General features: G+C 66.5%; 16 protein-coding genes. 8 read left to right on the top strand and 8 right to left on the bottom strand.

What is annotated here, in order from left to right:
- Positions 1–25 precede the first annotated feature (25 nt).
- On the top strand, positions 26–1345 hold the full coding sequence (locus ACM6LU_RS05995) for a PLP-dependent aminotransferase family protein (RefSeq protein ID WP_414936529.1): 1320 nt from the start codon (positions 26–28) through the stop codon (positions 1343–1345).
- A 37-nt stretch (positions 1346–1382) separates the two neighbouring features.
- Positions 1383–2333, top strand: coding sequence for a D-alanine--D-alanine ligase family protein (locus ACM6LU_RS05990; protein WP_414936528.1), 951 nt, complete (start codon positions 1383–1385; stop codon positions 2331–2333).
- Positions 2334–2820: 487 nt separating this feature from the next.
- Here ACM6LU_RS05990 and ACM6LU_RS05985 read toward each other — a convergent pair whose 3' ends face one another.
- From ACM6LU_RS05985 to rpmH, 8 genes are all read right to left on the bottom strand, one after another.
- Positions 2821–3846 carry a ParB/RepB/Spo0J family partition protein gene (locus tag ACM6LU_RS05985; protein ID WP_414936527.1) on the bottom strand — a complete coding sequence of 342 codons (1026 nt, stop codon included), beginning with the start codon at positions 3844–3846 and terminating at the stop codon, positions 2821–2823.
- Positions 3843–4772 carry a ParA family protein gene (locus ACM6LU_RS05980; RefSeq protein WP_414936526.1) on the bottom strand — a complete coding sequence of 310 codons (930 nt, stop codon included), beginning with the start codon at positions 4770–4772 and terminating at the stop codon, positions 3843–3845. Before ACM6LU_RS05980 ends, ACM6LU_RS05985 begins: the two co-directional genes overlap by 4 nt.
- A 65-nt stretch (positions 4773–4837) precedes the next feature.
- Positions 4838–5518 carry a 16S rRNA (guanine(527)-N(7))-methyltransferase RsmG gene (gene rsmG / locus ACM6LU_RS05975; protein ID WP_414936525.1) on the bottom strand — a complete coding sequence of 227 codons (681 nt, stop codon included), beginning with the start codon at positions 5516–5518 and terminating at the stop codon, positions 4838–4840.
- 219 nt (positions 5519–5737) lie between these two features.
- Positions 5738–6295, bottom strand: coding sequence for a protein jag (locus ACM6LU_RS05970; RefSeq protein ID WP_414936524.1), 558 nt, complete (start codon positions 6293–6295; stop codon positions 5738–5740).
- Between the two features lie 30 nt (positions 6296–6325).
- The gene (gene yidC / locus ACM6LU_RS05965) at positions 6326–7435 is read right to left on the bottom strand and encodes a membrane protein insertase YidC (protein WP_414936523.1); all 1110 of its coding nucleotides are present in this window, start codon (positions 7433–7435) and stop codon (positions 6326–6328) included.
- A 4-nt stretch (positions 7436–7439) separates the two neighbouring features.
- Entirely contained in the window at positions 7440–7745 is a 306-nt protein-coding gene (gene yidD, locus ACM6LU_RS05960; protein ID WP_020632650.1) for a membrane protein insertion efficiency factor YidD, read from the bottom strand.
- A 4-nt stretch (positions 7746–7749) separates the two neighbouring features.
- The gene (gene rnpA / locus ACM6LU_RS05955) at positions 7750–8160 is read right to left on the bottom strand and encodes a ribonuclease P protein component (protein WP_414936522.1); all 411 of its coding nucleotides are present in this window, start codon (positions 8158–8160) and stop codon (positions 7750–7752) included.
- Positions 8161–8183: 23 nt separating this feature from the next.
- Positions 8184–8327: a 50S ribosomal protein L34 gene (gene rpmH, locus ACM6LU_RS05950; RefSeq protein ID WP_005154511.1), complete on the bottom strand. Its 144-nt coding sequence runs from the start codon at positions 8325–8327 to the stop codon at positions 8184–8186.
- Between the two features lie 594 nt (positions 8328–8921).
- Here rpmH and dnaA point away from each other — a divergent pair.
- From dnaA to gyrB, 6 genes are all read left to right on the top strand, one after another.
- The gene (dnaA, locus tag ACM6LU_RS05945; RefSeq protein WP_414936521.1) at positions 8922–10547 is read left to right on the top strand and encodes a chromosomal replication initiator protein DnaA; all 1626 of its coding nucleotides are present in this window, start codon (positions 8922–8924) and stop codon (positions 10545–10547) included.
- A 1102-nt stretch (positions 10548–11649) separates the two neighbouring features.
- Positions 11650–12783 carry a DNA polymerase III subunit beta gene (gene dnaN, locus ACM6LU_RS05940; protein ID WP_414936520.1) on the top strand — a complete coding sequence of 378 codons (1134 nt, stop codon included), beginning with the start codon at positions 11650–11652 and terminating at the stop codon, positions 12781–12783.
- Between the two features lie 37 nt (positions 12784–12820).
- Positions 12821–13711: a phosphogluconate dehydrogenase (NAD(+)-dependent, decarboxylating) gene (gnd, locus tag ACM6LU_RS05935; RefSeq protein WP_414936519.1), complete on the top strand. Its 891-nt coding sequence runs from the start codon at positions 12821–12823 to the stop codon at positions 13709–13711.
- A 5-nt stretch (positions 13712–13716) separates the two neighbouring features.
- Positions 13717–14871 (top strand): DNA replication/repair protein RecF, encoded by a 1155-nt coding sequence (gene recF, locus ACM6LU_RS05930; protein WP_414936518.1) that lies wholly within the window; start codon positions 13717–13719, stop codon positions 14869–14871.
- 272 nt (positions 14872–15143) lie between these two features.
- The gene (locus ACM6LU_RS05925) at positions 15144–15635 is read left to right on the top strand and encodes a DciA family protein (RefSeq protein WP_414937100.1); all 492 of its coding nucleotides are present in this window, start codon (positions 15144–15146) and stop codon (positions 15633–15635) included.
- A gap of 205 nt (positions 15636–15840) precedes the next feature.
- Positions 15841–17808, top strand: coding sequence for a DNA topoisomerase (ATP-hydrolyzing) subunit B (gene gyrB / locus ACM6LU_RS05920; protein ID WP_414936517.1), 1968 nt, complete (start codon positions 15841–15843; stop codon positions 17806–17808).
- Positions 17809–17857: the final 49 nt, after the last annotated feature.

Raw genomic sequence — 17857 nt, 5'->3', positions numbered from 1 at the left:
CTTCGAAGCACGGGTGAAGCGCCTGATGACCGAGAATCGCCCTGTCCGGCCGCAGACCGGCCGTCACAACCTCGATCCGCATCTCGACCGGTACGCCGCGCGTACGGCCGGAATGACTGCTTCCGAGATCAGGGCCTTGTTCGCGGTAGCCAGTCGCCCCGAGGTGGTATCGCTCGCCGGCGGGATGCCGAATCTCGCCGCGCTCCCGCTCGACACGTTGTCCGCGCAGGTCGGTGAACTCATCGCGCAGGACGGCCTGGTCGCACTCCAGTACGGCTCCGCGCACGGCGTCCCGGCGCTGCGCGAGCAGATCTGCGAGATCATGGCGCTCGAGGGCATCAAGGCCCACCCGGACGACGTCGTCGTGACGGTCGGCTCCCAGATGGGGCTCGACATGGTCACCCGGCTGTTCTGCGATCCGGGCGACGTCATCATCGCCGAGGGTCCGTCGTACGTCGGCGCGCTCGGTTCCTTCGCCGCGTACCAGGCGAACGTCGTCCACGTCGCGATGGACGACCACGGCCTGGTCCCCGAGGGGCTCCGTGCCGCACTCGAGGAGACCAAGAAGACGGGCCGGCGGGTCAAGTTCCTCTACACGATCCCGAACTTCCACAACCCCGGCGGCGTCACGCTGGCCGTCGAGCGCCGCGCGGAGATCGTGGAGATCTGCCGCGAACACGACATCCTCATCGTCGAAGACAACCCGTACGGTCTGCTCGGCTTCGGCGGGCAGACGTACCCGGCGCTCCGCTCGATCGACCCCGACAACGTCGTGTATCTGGGCTCGTTCTCGAAGACCTTCGCCTCCGGACTGCGCGTCGGCTGGGTACTCGCGCCGCACGCCGTCCGAGAGAAACTCGTACTCGCGGCCGAGTCCGCGACCCTTTGCCCGCCAACGCTTAACCAGTTGATCGTGTCGCGATACCTCTCGACTCATGACTGGATGGGTCAAATCAAGACCTTCCGCGAAAACTACCGGGAGCGCCGGGACGCGATCCTGTCCGCGCTCGAACAGCACATGCCCGCCGGCTGCAGCTGGACCAAACCCGAAGGCGGTTTCTACGTCTGGATGACCGTCCCCGAAGGCGTGGACACAAAGGCGATGTTGCCGAGAGCCGTCACCGCCCGGGTGGCGTACGCCTCCGGAACCGGTTTCTACGCCGATGGCTTCGGCAGCAGACAGCTGCGTCTTTCCTACTGTTACCCGACACCCGAGCGGATCCGCGAAGGCGTCCGACGGCTCGCCGCGGTGCTCGAGTCCGAAATGGACCTTGCGCGTACCTTCGGTAACGTGAGCCCACGCTCGATCTCGGGGCCGCAGAACCCCTCCCCGGACACGGTCTGATCGACCGGATGTCCTCATAGACACAAAGGAGTCCTCGGTGGTCGACCGCACCGTTGCCGTACTCGCAGGCGGACTTTCCCACGAACGCGATGTCTCTCTCCGCTCCGGGCGGCGGCTCTCGGTCTCGCTGCGGGCGGAGGGTCTCATCGTCGAGGAGTGGGACACCGACGCGGGCTTGCTCGAACGTCTTCGCACTCAGCGCCCCGACGCGGCCATCATCGCCCTTCACGGTGGTGAGGGGGAGAACGGCGCGGTGCAGACGGTGCTGGAAATGCTCGACGTGCCCTATGTCGGCACCAGTTCGCAGGGCTGCCGCCGCGCATGGGACAAGCCGACGGCCAAGGCGCTGGTCGCCAACGCGGGCTTCACCACGCCGGACTGGGTCGTGCTGCCGCACAGCACCTTCCGTGAACTCGGCGCGCAGGCCGTGCTGGACGCGATGGTCGAGACGCTGGGCCTGCCTCTGATCCTCAAGCCCGACCAGGGTGGTTCGGCTTTGGGCGCCCAGGTCGTCAAGGAAGCCGCGGAGATGCCAGCCGCGATGGTCGGCTGCTTCGCGTACGGGGACACCGTTCTCGCCGAGAAGTTCGTGACCGGCGTCGAAGTGGCCGTGACGGTCATCGAAGGCACCGAGGGCCCCGAAGCCCTGCCCGCGGTCGAGATCGTGCCGGAAAGCGGCGTGTACGACTACACCGCTCGCTACACCGCCGGTTTGACCGACTTCTTCACTCCGGCAAGGATCTCTGACGACGCCGCCAAGGCGGTCAGCGAACTGGCCGTCGCGGTGCACCGTCAACTCGGGCTTCGCGACATCTCACGCACCGATGCCGTGGTCACCGAGGACGGCACCGTCTACTTCCTCGCGGTAAACCCTTCACCGGGTCTCACCGAAACGTCCATCGTGCCCATGGCGATCGAAGCCGCCGGCGCCACCCTCGGATCGGTCTTCGCCGACCTCGTCGGACGAGCGGTTTCCCGCAAGAGCTGACCTGAACACGACGAAGGGGACTTGCCCACCGCGGGCGAGTCCCCTTTCTCATTCCTGGGCTGGGTTCGGCGACCGGACGGTCTCGCACGGGACCTCGTGCTTTTCCAAAATCGACAGGTAGCCGTCGACCCGCTCGATGAAGACGCGGGCCGTCGCCTTGAACCACGCTGCGGCCCCGGAATTTATCTCGGCGTCGTAGACGCTGGGGTCAGTGTGTGCGGGGTTGATGAAGTTCGCGTCGTACCAGTCGTTGTTCGTCCGGCGGAAGGCTTCCTGCTCGGCGGTGAGGCAGCCTGTGCGAGCGAACCCATTGACGAGACCGAAGACGCCGGCGAAGATTCCCCGCTCATCGCCGTGGCCACCCGCGCGCCACCTCGTCGACGGTCAGTTTCACGGGAAACAACTTGCCCTCAGATCAAGCACTCTACGTTACTCCATCATGATCGGTAAGCAATCGTCACCGTGACAAAACAACCCGGTGTGATCCCTAATCGGTTTCGGATGTCTGATTTGCCTGGTTTTTGTCCATGAGTGCCACGATACGTTCGAGATCGTCTACGGACCCGAATTCGAGCGTGATCCGGCCCTTGCGGCGGCCCAGGTCGACCTTCACCCGGGTGTCGAATCGGTCCGAAAGCCGGTTCGCCAGTTCCTGGAGACCAGGCGCCTGGATCGGCTTGCGGGGAGCGGGCTTCGGTTTGGGCGGCTTCTCGCTCTTCTTGAGCGTGACGGCTTCCTCGGTCGCGCGGACCGACATACCCTCCGCGACGATCCGTACGGCCAGCTCTTCTTGAGCGTCGGCGTCTTCGAGAGAGAGCAACGCCCGCGCGTGTCCCGCCGAAAGCACGCCCGCCGCGACCCGTCGCTGGACCGCGAGGGGGAGTTTGAGCAAACGGATCGTGTTCGTGATGACCGGGCGGCTGCGCCCGATCCGGCCGGCCAGCTCCTCATGCGTAACCGCGAACTCGTCGAGCAGCTGCTGATACGCGGCCGCCTCTTCGAGCGGGTTGAGCTGAACGCGGTGGATGTTCTCGAGCAGCGCGTCACGCAGCATCGCGTCGTCGGCGGTCTGGCGGACGATCGCCGGGATCGCCTCCAGCCCCGCCAGCTGCGACGCGCGCAGCCGCCGCTCGCCCATGACGAGTTCGTATTCATCGGTTCCGAGCTCACGGACCACGATGGGCTGCATGAGCCCGAATGCGCGGATCGAGTGTTCCAGCTCGTTGAGCGCGTCTTCGTCGAAGACCTGCCGCGGCTGCTTCGGGTTCGGTTTGATCTGGCTGACCGGCACCTCGCGGTAGACCGCACCGGCCACCGCTCCGCCGTGCGAACCGGCCGCACCGTTGGCCGCGAACCAGCCCTTGTCGTCCGGCCCCGCCGGACCGGCCGGACCGGGCGGAGGATCGGGGGTCGCGGCGGAACCGTTCTCGGCCGGGGCCGTAGAGCCGGGTGGCGGACCGGTGGGGATCAGGGCGGCGAGCCCGCGTCCGAGCCCCCCTCTGCGCTCACTCATGCCGTACCGCTCCTTTCTTTCATCTCCGCCCCACGCTGGGCGATCTCCTTCGCCGCGTCCACGTAGCTCATCGCCCCCCGGGAACCCGGGTCGTACGCGAGGACCGTCTGGCCGTATCCAGGCGCCTCGGAGACCTTCACACTGCGCGGGATCACCGTCTTGAGCACAGTGTCCCCGAAGTGGTTCCGGACCTCGTTCGTCACCTGATCGGCCAGCTTCGTCCGGCCGTCGTACATGGTGAGCAAAATCGTGGAGACGATGAGTTCGCGGTTCAGGTGCTTCTGGACGAGCTCGATGTTGCTCAGCAGCTGCCCCAGCCCTTCGAGCGCGTAGTACTCACACTGGATCGGGATGAGCACCTCCTGCGCGGCGACCATCGCGTTGACGGTCAGCAGACCAAGCGACGGTGGGCAGTCGATGAAGACGTAGTCGACGTCGATCTCGTCGAGGATCTCGGATGAGAGCGCCTCCTTGAGCCGCATCTCGCGGGACGCCATCGACACGAGTTCGATCTCGGCGCCTGCCAGGTCGATGGTCGCGGGCACGCAGTAGAGGTTCTCCGACTGCTCGCTCTGCGCGGCCGCCTCGGCGAGTGTGACCTCACCGATCAGCACCTCGTAGATCGACGGCGTGCCGGAACGGTGGTCGATGTCGAGCGCGGTGCTCGCGTTGCCCTGGGGGTCGAGGTCGATCACGAGCGTCTTGAGCCCGTGGACGGCCAGGGCGGCGGCGAGGTTCACCGTGCTCGTCGTTTTGCCGACGCCGCCCTTCTGGTTGGCGACCGTCAGCACGCGCCGGCGGTTCGGGCGGGGGAGTGCCCCCTTCTTGGGGTGCAGCACGCTGGCGGCCCGGACGGCCTCTTCAGCGATCGGCGTCCAGCCGAGCTCATTGCCAGTGGCCGCAGGGTCGGACGGTGGGGGAGTCACCGGGTCTCGAGCCTCCTCTGTATTAGACGTGGGAGTCGTTCTGCGATGTTTCACGTGGAACTGGTCTAGCTTCGCCTGCCGCGCGGCCTAGACGATTTCGAAGGCAGGCGGTGGATCACGACGACCGTGCTGGGAACCTCAAGCACCTGGGTGCCGCACGCGAAGACTTCCGGCTCGTCACCGCCGGCCTTCCGGACGGCGACGCGATCGCGTTCGATTTCCTCTCCGGCGCTCGCTCCCTTGAGAGCGACCAGAGTGCCTTGGGAACGCACGAGCGGGAGGCACCAGCTCGCGAGCCGGGCCAAGGGGGCGACCGCCCGGGCGGTGACGACATCCGCGCCACCGAGCTCCTCGCGTACCTGCCGCTCTTCCGCGCGCCCGCGAACAACGGTGATCGGGAGTTCCAGCTTCTCGGCAACCTCGGTCAGCCAGTCGACCCGGCGGGCCATCGGTTCGAGGAGAACGATATCGAGGTCCGGTCGGCTGATCGCGAGTGGTACACCCGGAAGCCCCGCTCCCGATCCGACGTCGACCACGCGGGCGCCGCCGGGGATCCGCTCGCCGATCACAGCGGAGTTCAAGACGTGCCGTTCCCACAGCCGGTCGACTTCACGGGGACCGATGAGCCCGCGCTCGACGCCGTGGCGCTCCAGGAGTTCGACGTAGCCGATGGCTTGCTCGACGCAATCTCCGAACACCTCCGACGCCGCACTCCGTACCGATGCGGCGACCCCGTCCAAGCCCACCTCTTGCTCCTCAACCTCGACGCCGTTTCACGTGAAACGCGCTCCACTGATTGTCCATGACGCTGACCGCAAAGCGGGGAGACAGACCGGAGTTGTGGACAACTCCACTCGTCTCGACAACGACGGGTGGCGTTTCACGTGAAACGCCACCCGTGTAATTCACCGGAAAAAGAAGTGGCCCACCGGATCACCGGTGGGCCACTTCTTCCGAGAGAACTCTCAGGCGGGGAAGACGACGACCCGACGTTTCGGGTCCTCTCCTTCGCTCTCGCTCTTGACCCCGTCGACAGCGGCGACAGCGTCGTGCACGACCTTCCGCTCAAACGGGCTCATCGGCTGCAGCCGGACACGCTCGCCGGAAGAGACCACCGTCTCGGCGGTCGAGCGGCCGAGTTCGCGCAGCTCCTCGCGGCGGTCCGCGCGCCAGCCCGCGACGTCCAGCATCAGGCGGCTCCGCGAACCGGTCTCCTGCTGCACCGCCAGTCGCGTCAGCTCCTGGAGCGCCTCGAGCACGGTGCCGCGCGGGCCGACGAGCTTCTCCAGGTCCTCGCCCCCGTCGATGCTGACGATCGCGCGGCCCGCTTCGACATCGAGGTCGATGTCGCCGTCGTAGTCCAGAAGGTCGAGCAGCCGCTCAAGGTAATCGCCGGCGATGTCGCCTTCCTTCACGAGTACGTCGTCGTCGACACCTCGCTTACCGCTGGTCTCCGCAGCCGTGTCCTCGACCTCGGACGCGCTGTTCTCCTCGGCGTCGATCGTGTCGATCGTCTCCGCCATTGTTGGTCTCCTCTCCAGGCCGGATCGGCGTCAGCGACGCTTCCGGCCCGATTTCTTGGTCGAGTCCGAGATGAGACCGGGCAGGTCCGCGCCGTTCTCCTTCGAGCCGTTCGTCGACTGCTCGGCTGATGCGTTCGTGTCGTCCTTCTTCGCCGCGGTGGACGAGCCGGTCTGAGCGAAGCCGTGGGGCGAGCCGGCCTTCTTGACCTGACCGCCGGAGGACGGCTTGTTCCGCTTCTGCTGGACCGGCTTCTGGCCGGGACGCGGCGCGGTCGGCCTCTGGCCCGGCTTCGGACCGAGATTCGCGCGCTTCTCTTTCTCGGCTTCCTTGCGGGCCGCTTCTTCCTTGTCGATCTTGGTGTAGACGAGACGCTGCTGCATCAGGGTCCAGCCGTTGTTGGCGAGCCAGTACAGGAGCAGACCGAGCGGGAACAGTGCACCGAAGATGAGCACACCGATCGGGAAGACGTACATCGTCAGCTTGTTCATCATCGCGGTCTGCGGGGTCGCCGACTCGGGGTTCTGCCGCTGGACCGAGTGGCGAGCGGTGAGGTGCGTGGCGATGCTGGCGACGATCATCAGGGGGATCGCGACGGGGGCGACGTGCCAGTGGAAGCCCGTCGCCGCGTTACCGCCACTGACCATGTCGACACCGGTGTAGATGGCGTCGCCGAGGTTGACGCCGAAGATTTTCGCGTTGACGTAGGAATCGACGCCGGCCTTGTCGAAGAAGTAGTTCTCGGTCTTCGCCTCGAACGGTCCGTACGGGTTGATGGTGAACATCCGCAGGACGTGGTTCAGGCCGATGAAGACCGGGATCTGAAGCAGCATCGGGAGGCAGCTGCCCAGCGGGTTGACGCCGTGCTCCTTCTGGAGCTTCTGCATCTCCATCGCCTGGCGCTGCCGGTCGTTCGCGTACTTCTTCTGCACCTTCTTCATTTCCGGTGCGAAGTCCTGCATCTTCTTCATCGACCGGACCTGGTTCACGAACGGCTTGAACATGATGCCGCGGACGGTGAACGTCAGGAAGATGATCGCGAGGATCCACGAAACCGCGTTCGCCTCGCCGAAGACTTGCCCGAAGACCCAGTGCCAACACCACAAGATGAAGGACACGGGGTAGTAGATGAAGTCGAGCACTGAACTACTCCTCGATCGGTGTTTCAGGTCGGCGGTGGCGCCACGAGAAGGTCTCGGGTACCGGGTCGCGGCCGGGCATGGTCCACGGGCCGCAGCGCAGCAGGCGCCGGACCGCGAGGTAGCTGCCGCGGCCGGCGCCGTGCCGGGTCAGTGCCTCGACGGCGTACGCGCTACAGCTCGGGTAGAACCGGCACGCCGGAGGAAGGAAGGGGGAGATCGCCTTGCGATAGAGCTTGACGGGCAGGAGCAGGACCCAGGCCACCGGGCCGGGCCGGGCGTCTTCGGTGGTCTCGTTCTCGGTGGCTCGCATGCCGTTACACCGCTGATCCGTTGTCGGGGGGTCGCGCCTGGCGGGACTTCCCGGTGACGGCGGAAGGCCCGGACAACCCGAGACGTCGCAACGACGCGTCGAGGTCCGAGCCGAGTTCCGCGCTGGACGCGTCCGCGGCCGGAGGTAGTGCCCGTATCACCAACGAGCTCCCCGGCGGCAGTGTTCCGATCCTGGCGGAAATGAGATGCCTCAACCGGCGGGTGACCCGGTGGCGCACCACCGAGTTGCCCACGGCCTTGCTCACCACAAAACCCGCCCGCGCCGCTTCGGCGGCATCGGGCGGGTCCGTGGTCAACGCATGGACGACGAGGCGGCGCCTGCCTGCCTTGGCCCCACGCCGCATCACGGCACGGAAATCCTCACTGCGCCGCAACCTCGCGGCGGCCGGCAGCACGACGTCCCTCGACGGCGGCCGGATCAGGCGGACAGTGCGCCGCGGCCCTTGCGACGGCGAGCCGCCAGGATGGCCCGGCCGGCACGGGTCCGCATCCGAAGCCGGAACCCGTGGACCCGGGCGCGTCGGCGGTTGTTCGGCTGGAAGGTGCGCTTACCCTTGCTCACGACTTACTTCTCCTGTTTCATCGGCCGCCGGGAACGGTTCGACCCGTTCCTGGCGTGTCGTGCTGACGCACGGCAGTCTCTGGTGTCTCCTACCAACGTGTGGCCTCGTCACGTCGAGCGACGACAACGTGGGCACGCGAAACGCCCCCGCTGTATACGGGAGACCTTACGAGGGTACGCACCCACCGCCCGAGTCCGGCAGGCACCCCCTCGACCACTGAACGCGACGGGCCATGGAGAGTGATCACCGAGACGCGACGGCATCGAATGGCAACGCGTCGTACACCGTGAAATGCTTGCGCGCGAGGATGCCTTGTGGCATCGGGCGGGGCTTGTTAGCGTGCCTCTCCCGGGTTTTCGCCGAGGTGGAACGGTGCAGACGCCCGGGCGTCCTCGGGTTGTGGAGGCGTCCCGCCGGCCTACGGCGATCCCGCAGGTGACGTCGCCGCGGGCCGCCGTACATTAGTGCACAGCTGTGGACAACTATGTGGATATTTGCTGTGCGCATGAGCTGATCGGGCCATGATGGCGCCCGACCCGATGTTTCGGAGCGCGGTGTTCGCACGCACCGATGAGGGGAGGGGAGTCAGGCAGGTGTCCGATCACCAGCACAATCTTGGCGTCATCTGGGAACAGGTCGTGCGCGAACTGTCCGATGGCACCCTCTCCCCGCAGCAACGCGCCTGGATGCGGGTGACCCGGCCGATCGGCCTGCTCGACGGCACCGCGCTGCTCGCCGCTCCCAGCGACTTCGCCAAGGAAGCGATCGAGCGCGCCCTTCGCGGCGCGATCACCGAAGCCCTTTCGCGTCGGCTCGGCCGCGCGGTCTCCCTCGCGGTGAAGGTCGACAGCACCGAGATGCCTCCTGCTTCGCCGGGGCCCCGCTATGAGGCGTCACCCGGCCGGGTGGAAAACGGCTCCGGCCCGATGCCCGGCACTCCTCCGCTGCCCGACGGTGACGGCATGCTGTCCCCGAACAGGCCCCGGCCCGAGCCTCCCAAACCGAGGCCGCCGAGGCAGCCGAGGCAGCCGGTGGACAACAGCCTGAACGATGGCGACGACAGCGACGAAGAAGTCGACGAAGAGGGCGAAGCCCTCGCCGCCGTGACCGAGATCTGGCCGACGTTCTCCGGCCAGCCGATCGCGGGCCAGCCCTATACCGCGCCAGCGCAGCCGCAGACGTCGAAGACGAAGCTCAACGAGAAGTACACGTTCGACACCTTCGTCATCGGTGCCTCGAACCGCTTCGCGCACGCGGCCGCGGTCGCCGTCGCCGAAGCACCGGCGCGCGCGTACAACCCGTTGTTCATCTGGGGAGAGTCCGGACTCGGGAAGACCCACTTGCTGCACGCCGTCGGGCACTACGCCCAGCGGCTCTTCCCCGGCATGCGCGTGCGGTATGTGTCGACCGAAGAGTTCACCAACGACTTCATCAACTCGCTGCGAGACGACCGCAAGGTCGCGTTCCAGCGCCGCTACCGCGACGTCGACATCCTGCTCGTCGACGACATCCAGTTCCTGGAAGGCAAAGAAGGTACGCAGGAAGAGTTCTTCCACACCTTCAACACCCTCCACAACACGAACAAGCAGATCGTCGTCTCCTCCGACCGCCCGCCGAAGCGCCTCGAAACGCTGGAAGACCGGCTGCGCACGCGGTTCGAGTGGGGCCTCATCACCGACATCCAGCCGCCCGAGCTCGAAACCCGGATCGCGATCCTTCGCAAGAAGGCCGCGCAGGACAGGCTCGCGGTCCCCAACGAGGTGCTGGAGTTCATCGCTTCGCGCGTCGAGGCGAACATCCGGGAGCTCGAAGGCGCGCTCATCCGCGTCACCGCCTTCGCGTCACTGAACCAGCAACCGGTCGACGTCGCTCTCGCCGAGATCGTGCTCCGCGACCTCATCCCGGATTCGCACGCGCCGGAGATCACCGCGCCGACCATCATGGGAGTCACGTCGGAGTTCTTCGACGTGACTCTCGACGACCTCTGCGGTCCGGGGAAAACGAAGGCCCTCGCGACCGCGCGCCAAATCGCGATGTACCTCTGCCGCGAACTGACGGACATGTCGCTGCCGAAGATCGGACAGACCTTCGGCGGCCGCGACCACACGACGGTCATGCACGCGGACAAGAAAATCCGCAAAGAGATGGCCGAACGGCGGCGCATCTACGACCAGGTGCAGGAGCTGACCTCGCGCATCAAGCAGCGCGCCAGGCAGTGATATCTGTCGAGCGCTGACGTAAACGTGCCGAAGGGGCGCCGGGCCGCTTACAACTCAGGTTGGGAGTGGAGGGCGCCCCTTCATCACGTTTACGTGGGCCTTCGGCCCGAAAGAGGGCGCTCGACGGTGAAGTCTCCGTCGGGCGCGGGGCGCCCTTGGGGAGACCCGTAGTGGTCACCAGACAGTAAAATTCCTTGGTACACAACAGCTTTAGGGCTCTCACTCTGTCCAGGTGGGAGCCCTTCGTCGTGCCGCGTTGCTGTCTACATAGGTCTGAAGCGCGTGTAGAGCCTCGAAGAGTGGGTGCCTGAAGAACATGGCGTAGGTGCGCGAAGGACGCGAAGCGCGCGTACGTGACCTTCGGTTTTCCCTTTGTGCACAACAAGAATCCACAGGCTGTGGGTACTTTGTGCACAACTCCAGCGGGGCCGCGACCAGTGATGATCGGTTTTCCGTCCACATCGCACTCACAGGAAATCCACAGCATTTCCACACCGTGATCCACACGCTGTCCCCAGGTTGCCCACATTCTGTACACAAGGGTGACGCGGGCCGCCCGGATCACTCTCCCGAGCGATTCCGGTCACGAGCCGGACCCACAGCTCCTGGGTACAAACCGCCGCACATCTGGGGATAACCATGGGGACAACTGAGGCCAACTGTGGACAGATCGAGCGTCGCCCGAATCCATCCACCGACGGCCCGAGCTGTCCACCGTCCGTACACACCCTCAGTCCACAGCCTCGGACCCGCCGGGACCTGCGCGAACGAGGCTTGTCCACACAATCCACAACGCCTATTACTACTGCTGTTCTTAGTTCTTCTTAAGAAGGGAATAAAACAAAAACAGGCGAAGGACGAATCTGGGGACAGCCGGTGAGTCGTGTCGTCTTGTCGACAAAAGCAAGGGGAGGCCGAGGTGACGCGGACCCCGGGGACGGCCTAACGTGGGTCCCTGCACCTGGTCTGCGTGTCGACGTGCGTTCGCGTCCTCGCTCGGACCGAACGAACCTGCGAGGCACCTGGCCATCGCGCTCTCCGGCCGCGGTGAACCGTTGAGCTTTCGAGCCGTCAGGGGCTCGGTTGTCGAAAGGAAGCGCGCATGAAGATCCGCGTCGAGCGTGACGGGCTGGCCGACGCCGTCGCGTGGGTGGCGAGAAGCCTCCCGTCGCGGCCTCCGGTCCCGGTTCTGGGCGGTGTCCTGCTCGATGCGGGCTCCGACGGGACGACTGACGCACTCACCGTCTCCGGATTCGACTACGAGGTCTCCGCCACGGTCGGCGTCCCGGCCACGATCGCCGACGGCGGCCGCCTCCTGGTCTCCGGCCGCCTCCTCGCCGACATCACTAAATCGCTGCCCGCGCAGCCGGTCGAAATCTCCGTCGACGGCGCCCGCGCGACCATCACCTGCGGCTCCGCGCGTTTCTCCCTGCCGACGATGCCGGTCGAGGACTACCCGCAGCTCCCGTCCCAGCCCGCCTTCGCCGGTGAACTCACCGGCGACGCCTTCGGCCAGGCCGTCACCCAGGTCGTCGTCGCCGCGGGCAAGGACGACACGCTCCCCATGCTGACCGGGATGCGGGTGGAGATCTCCGGATCCTCGCTGACCTTGGTCGCCACCGACCGCTTCCGGCTCGCGATGCGCGAATTCACCTGGGAGCCGGCCGAGGGCCTGTCCGACGCCGCCGTGCTCGTCCCGGCGCGCACGCTCGCCGAGGCCGCGAAGACGCTCGGTGCCAGCGGCGCGAAGATCCGTCTCGCGCTCGCCAGCGGGGAGGGCCTCCTCGGCCTCTCCGGCTCCGGTCGCTACACGACGACCCGGCTGCTCGACGCGGAGTTCCCGCCGTACCGGCAGCTGCTGCCCGCGCAGCACACGTCGCGCGCGGTCATCGACGTCTCCGCGCTCGCCGAGTCGATCAAGCGTGTTTCGCTGGTCGCCGAACGTGGCACCCAGGTTCGTCTGGAGTTCAAGGACGGGTCGCTGCGCCTGTCCGCCGGTGGCGACGACGAGGGTTCGGCAGAAGAGGAGCTTCAGGTCGATTACGAGGGTGAGCCGGTGACCATCGCGTTCAACCCGGGTTACCTCGTCGACGGTCTCGGCGCGCTGAACGCGAACCGTGCCGAGCTGACGTTCACCACGCCGAACCGGCCGGCGCTGATCAAGCCCGCCGACGAAGAGGGCAACGTCGTCCCCGGCTACCTGTACCTCCTGATGCCGGTTCGCCTCCCGGGCTGACCGGTCGCCGTTTCTGTTCGCACCAAAGGGGATCTTCATGGCTCAGCTGGGACTCATCGGCCTCGGTAAGATGGGGTTCAACATGCGTGAGCGGCTGCGCGGCGCCGGTCACGAGGTGGTCGGTTACGACCGCAACCCGGACGTCACCGACTCCACGTCGCTCGAGGACATGGTGTCCAAACTGGACGGTCCGCGGATCGTCTGGATCATGGTGCCCGCCGGGGAACCCACTCGGCAGACCGTCGCGGAGCTCGGCAATCTGCTGTCCGAGGGCGATCTCGTGATCGACGGTGGCAACTCGAAGTACACCGACGACAAGATCAACGGTGACCTGCTCGCGGCGAAGAACATCGGCTACCTCGACTGCGGGGTTTCCGGTGGCGTGTGGGGCAAGGACAACGGTTACGGCCTGATGGTCGGCGGAGCGGCTTCGGACGTCGAGAAGGCCATGCCGATCTTCGACGCGCTTCGTCCCGAGGGCCCGCGCGAAGAAGGCTTCTCGCACGCAGGCGCCGTCGGCTCCGGTCACTACGCGAAGATGATTCACAACGGCATCGAGTACGGCATGATGCAGGCCTTCGCCGAAGGCTTCGAGCTGCTCGAAGCCGCGAAGGTCGTCGAGAACGTGCCCGCGGTGATCAAGGGCTGGCAGCGGGGGACCGTCGTCCGCTCGTGGCTGCTCGACCTGCTCGTCCGCGCGCTCGACGAGGACCCGGAGCTGGACGACCTCGAGGGTTACGTCGAGGACTCCGGTGAAGGCCGGTGGACCCTCGAAGAGGCGATCAACAACGCGGTCCCGGCGCCGGTCATCTCGGCCGCGCTGTTCGCGCGATTCGCCTCGCGCCAGGAGGACTCGGCCGCCATGCGGGCCGTCGCCGCGCTGCGCAACCAGTTCGGCGGGCATTCCGTGAAGAAGGTCGGCGGCTAGGCGGGTTGTACCTCAGACATCTCCAGGTCACCGACTTCCGGTCCTGGCCACAAGCCGATCTCGAGCTCGAACCCGGCCCGACCGTCCTCGTCGGACAGAACGGCCGCGGCAAGACGAACCTCCTCGAGGCGATCGGCTACATCGCGACCCTGGGCTCGCACCGCGTCGCGACCGACGTGCCGTTGGTGCGGCACGGGTGCGAACGCGCGCTGATCAGGGTCGCGGTGGTCAACGACGACCGCGAACTGACGGTCGAGCTGGAGATCACCCCCGGCAAGGCGAACCGCGCGCGGATCAACCGCGGCGCGGTCGGCAAGCCACGTGACGTACTCGGGATCCTGCGTACGGTGCTGTTCTCCCCGGAGGACCTGGCGCTCGTGCGCGGGGATCCCGGGGAGCGTCGCCGCTTCATGGACGAACTCCTCGTGCTTCGCGCGCCTCGGTACGCCGGGGTCCGCGCCGACTACGAGAAGGTGCTGAAGCAGCGGAACGCCCTGCTCAAAACAGCGGGTAAGCGGCGTACGGGTCGCGAAGACCCGTACGCGTTGTCGACGCTCGATGTCTGGGACGACCACCTTTCGGTGGCGGGGGCGGCGTTGCTGGCGGCCCGGCTCAACCTCATCGCGGACCTCGCGCCGTACGCGGCCGCCGCGTACATGGGGGTCGCGCCCGACTCGAGCCCGGCGAAGATCGCTTACAAATCGAGCTTGGGCGAAGCGATGCCGGAGGGCTACGGCGTCCCAGATGGTCCTCGCGCCGACGAAGCGGTGCTCAAGGAAGTGCTGGTCGAGGCGATGGGCCGGTCCCGGAACCTGGAGCTGGAGCGGGGGGTGAGCATGGTCGGCCCGCACCGGGACGAGCTCGACCTCATCCTCGGCGAGGCCCCGGCCAAGGGTTACGCGAGCCATGGGGAGTCCTGGTCGTTCGCCCTCGCATTGCGTTTGGGAAGCTACGAACTCCTGCGTGGCGAGGCCGGGGAACCGGTGCTTCTCCTGGATGATGTGTTCGCCGAGCTGGACCGGCGTCGCCGAGCCCGGCTGGCGGAGGTGGCGGCAGGCGCCGAGCAGGTGCTGGTGACCGCCGCCGTGGACGAGGACGTACCCGCCGAACTGGCCGGGCACCGATTCCTCGTGGCCGATGGTGAGATCAACCGAGGATGATCCCGAAGCGGACACTCCGGGTGATCGGCGCCACAGCAGTTGCCCACCGATCTGGGGACAAACCTGTGGACAGTGTGGATAACACCGTGAACGCGTTATCGCCCCGCGTGACGAAGGGGCCTGAAAAGCGGCTTGACACCCCCCGTAAGGGCGGCAACCCGAGCGAGGGAGGCCTGTTCGACACGCAGAGTGAACAGGCCCCAGTATCGAACGGCCCAGCCGATACCAACGGCAAGGAGCCGACTACCGGCCGTGACCTCGCGCATGCCGCTTTGGAGGCCGCGAAGGCCAAAGCCAAGGCGCGTGGTGTCGAACCGGGCGTCCGCCGTGGCCGTATCACCGGAGGCGGGGCCGGCGCGAACGGACAGAGTTCGCGACGTCGTCGCTGGTCAGGGCCGGGTGCCGACACCCGCGACCCGCAACCGCTCGGCAGGCTCGCTTCCCGGATCGCGGTCGACCGCGGCTGGAACACGCGGCTGGCCAACGGTCAGGTCTTCGGCCACTGGGCGCGGCTGGTGGGTGAAGAGGTCGCCGAACACGCCCAGCCGGTGGCCTTGAAGGAAGGCGAGCTGACCGTGCGCGCCAGCTCGACGGCGTGGGCGACGCAACTGCGCCTGCTACAGGGTCAGTTGCTGACGAAGATCGCGGCAGGCGTCGGGCACGGCGTGGTGAAGAGGATGCGGATCCAGGGGCCGACGGCGCCGAGCTGGCGAAAAGGGCCGCGGCGCGTCCCTGGACGTGGTCCGCGTGACACGTACGGCTGATCCGAGTTGCGCTTCGCCGCGACTATGCCGCCAGTGTCCCGAGAAGGCGCCCAGAGTGCTTCGCGAACGTCAAGACTCTTCTTCGAACGAATTAGCGCGCCTGTGAGCAAATCAGGGGTGTCCTTGCCGCATGTCAGCGGACGCGGCCAAGTACACTGGAGACGAGCGAGCTTCCGCTCGGGGTAGACGAGGAGAATCAACGCCTGTGACCGAGAACAAGAGCGAGTACAACGCGTCGTCGATCACGGTGCTCGAAGGCCTCGAAGCAGTCCGCAAGCGTCCCGGTATGTACATCGGTTCCACCGGCGAACGCGGCCTCCACCACCTCGTCCAAGAGGTGGTCGACAACTCCGTCGACGAGGCGATGGCGGGCCATGCCACCAAGGTCGAGGTTACCCTGCTGGCCGACGGCGGGGTGCGGGTCGTCGACGACGGCCGAGGTATCCCGGTCGACATGCACCCCAAGGAGAAGAAGCCGACTCTCGAGGTCGTGCTCACCGTGCTCCACGCGGGCGGTAAGTTCGACAGCGACTCCTACGCGGTGTCCGGTGGTCTGCACGGCGTCGGCGTCTCCGTGGTGAACGCGCTCTCGAAGACACTGCTCGCCGAGGTCAAATACGGCGGCCGCAGCTGGCGCCAGGAATACACGAACCAGCTTCCCGGCGAGCTGCGGGACCTCGGCCCGGCCGACAGCACCGGAACGACGATCACCTTCTGGGCCGACGACGATATCTTCGAGACGACGACGTACAACTTCGAGACGATTTCTCGGCGTCTTCAGGAGATGGCCTTCCTCAACAAGGGCCTGACCCTTTCGCTGCGCGACGAGCGCGTCGCCGACGAAGAGACCGAAGTGGACGCCTCGGGCCAAGCGGCGAGGGTCAAGGAAAAGACCTACTGCTACCCGGGCGGTCTCGAGGACTTCGTCAAGCACATCAACGGCAGCAAGGACCCGATCCACGACAGCGTGATCTCCTTCGAGGCCAAGGGCACCGGCCTCGAAGTCGAGGTCGCCATGCAGTGGAACAACGGCTTCACGCCGTCGGTGTACACCTTCGCCAACACGATCAACACGCACGAGGGTGGCACGCACGAAGAGGGCTTCCGCGCCGCGCTCACCCGCGTCGTCAACGCGTACGCGCGCGAGAAGAAGCTGCTCAAGGAGAAGGACGCCAACCTGACCGGTGACGACGTGCGTGAGGGTCTCGCCGCGATCGTCTCGATCAAACTGGCCGAGCCGCAGTTCGAGGGCCAGACCAAGACCAAGCTGGGCAACAGCGAGGCCAAGACGTTCGTGCAGCAGACGTCGAACGAGTGGCTGGCCGACTGGTTCGAGCGCAACCCCGCCGAGGCGAAGACGGTCATCAACAAGTCGATCTCGTCGTCACAGGCGCGGATGGCCGCCCGCAAGGCGCGCGACCTGGTCCGCCGCAAGGGCGCGCTGGAGATCGGCGGACTGCCCGGCAAGCTCAAGGACTGCCGGTCGACCAACCCTTCGGAATGCGAGCTCTACATCGTCGAGGGCGACTCGGCCGGCGGTTCGGCCAAGGAAGGCCGCGACTCGATGTACCAGGCGATCCTGCCGATCCGGGGCAAGATCATCAACGTCGAGAAGGCCCGTATCGACCGCGTCCTCAAGAACACCGAGGTCCAGTCGCTGATCACCGCGCTCGGCACCGGTATCCACGAGGAGTTCGACCTCGAGAAGCTGCGGTATCACAAGGTCGTGCTGATGGCCGACGCCGACGTTGACGGCCAGCACATCACCACGCTGCTGCTCACGTTCCTGTTCCGCTTCATGACCCCGCTGATCGAGCACGGGCACGTGTTCCTCTCGCGTCCGCCGCTGTACAAGATCAAGTGGCCGCGGGCCGAGCCGGAGTACGCCTACTCCGACCGGGAACGCGACGCCGTCATCCAGGCCGGCGTCGAGGGGGGCAAGCGCCTTCCCAAGGACGACGCGATCCAGCGCTACAAGGGTCTCGGCGAGATGAACGCCGAAGAGCTGTGGGAGACCACGATGGACCCGGCGAACCGGCTGCTCGGCCAGGTCACCCTGGACGACGCCGCGCAGGCCGACGACCTGTTCTCCGTCCTGATGGGCGAAGACGTCGAGGCACGCCGCTCCTTCATCACGCGTAACGCCAAGGATGTGCGCTTCTTGGACGTGTGACCGCGTCCCCAGCTTCTTGTCCCTTTAGGACTTTCCACACGAGAAGGAC

It is taken from the genome of Amycolatopsis sp. cmx-11-51 (assembly GCF_047608665.1).
In the GTDB taxonomy this organism is placed as follows: Bacteria; Actinomycetota; Actinomycetes; order Mycobacteriales; family Pseudonocardiaceae; genus Amycolatopsis.
Note: the sequence above shows the minus strand (reverse complement) of the source record. Positions and strands in the feature narration are given on the sequence as shown.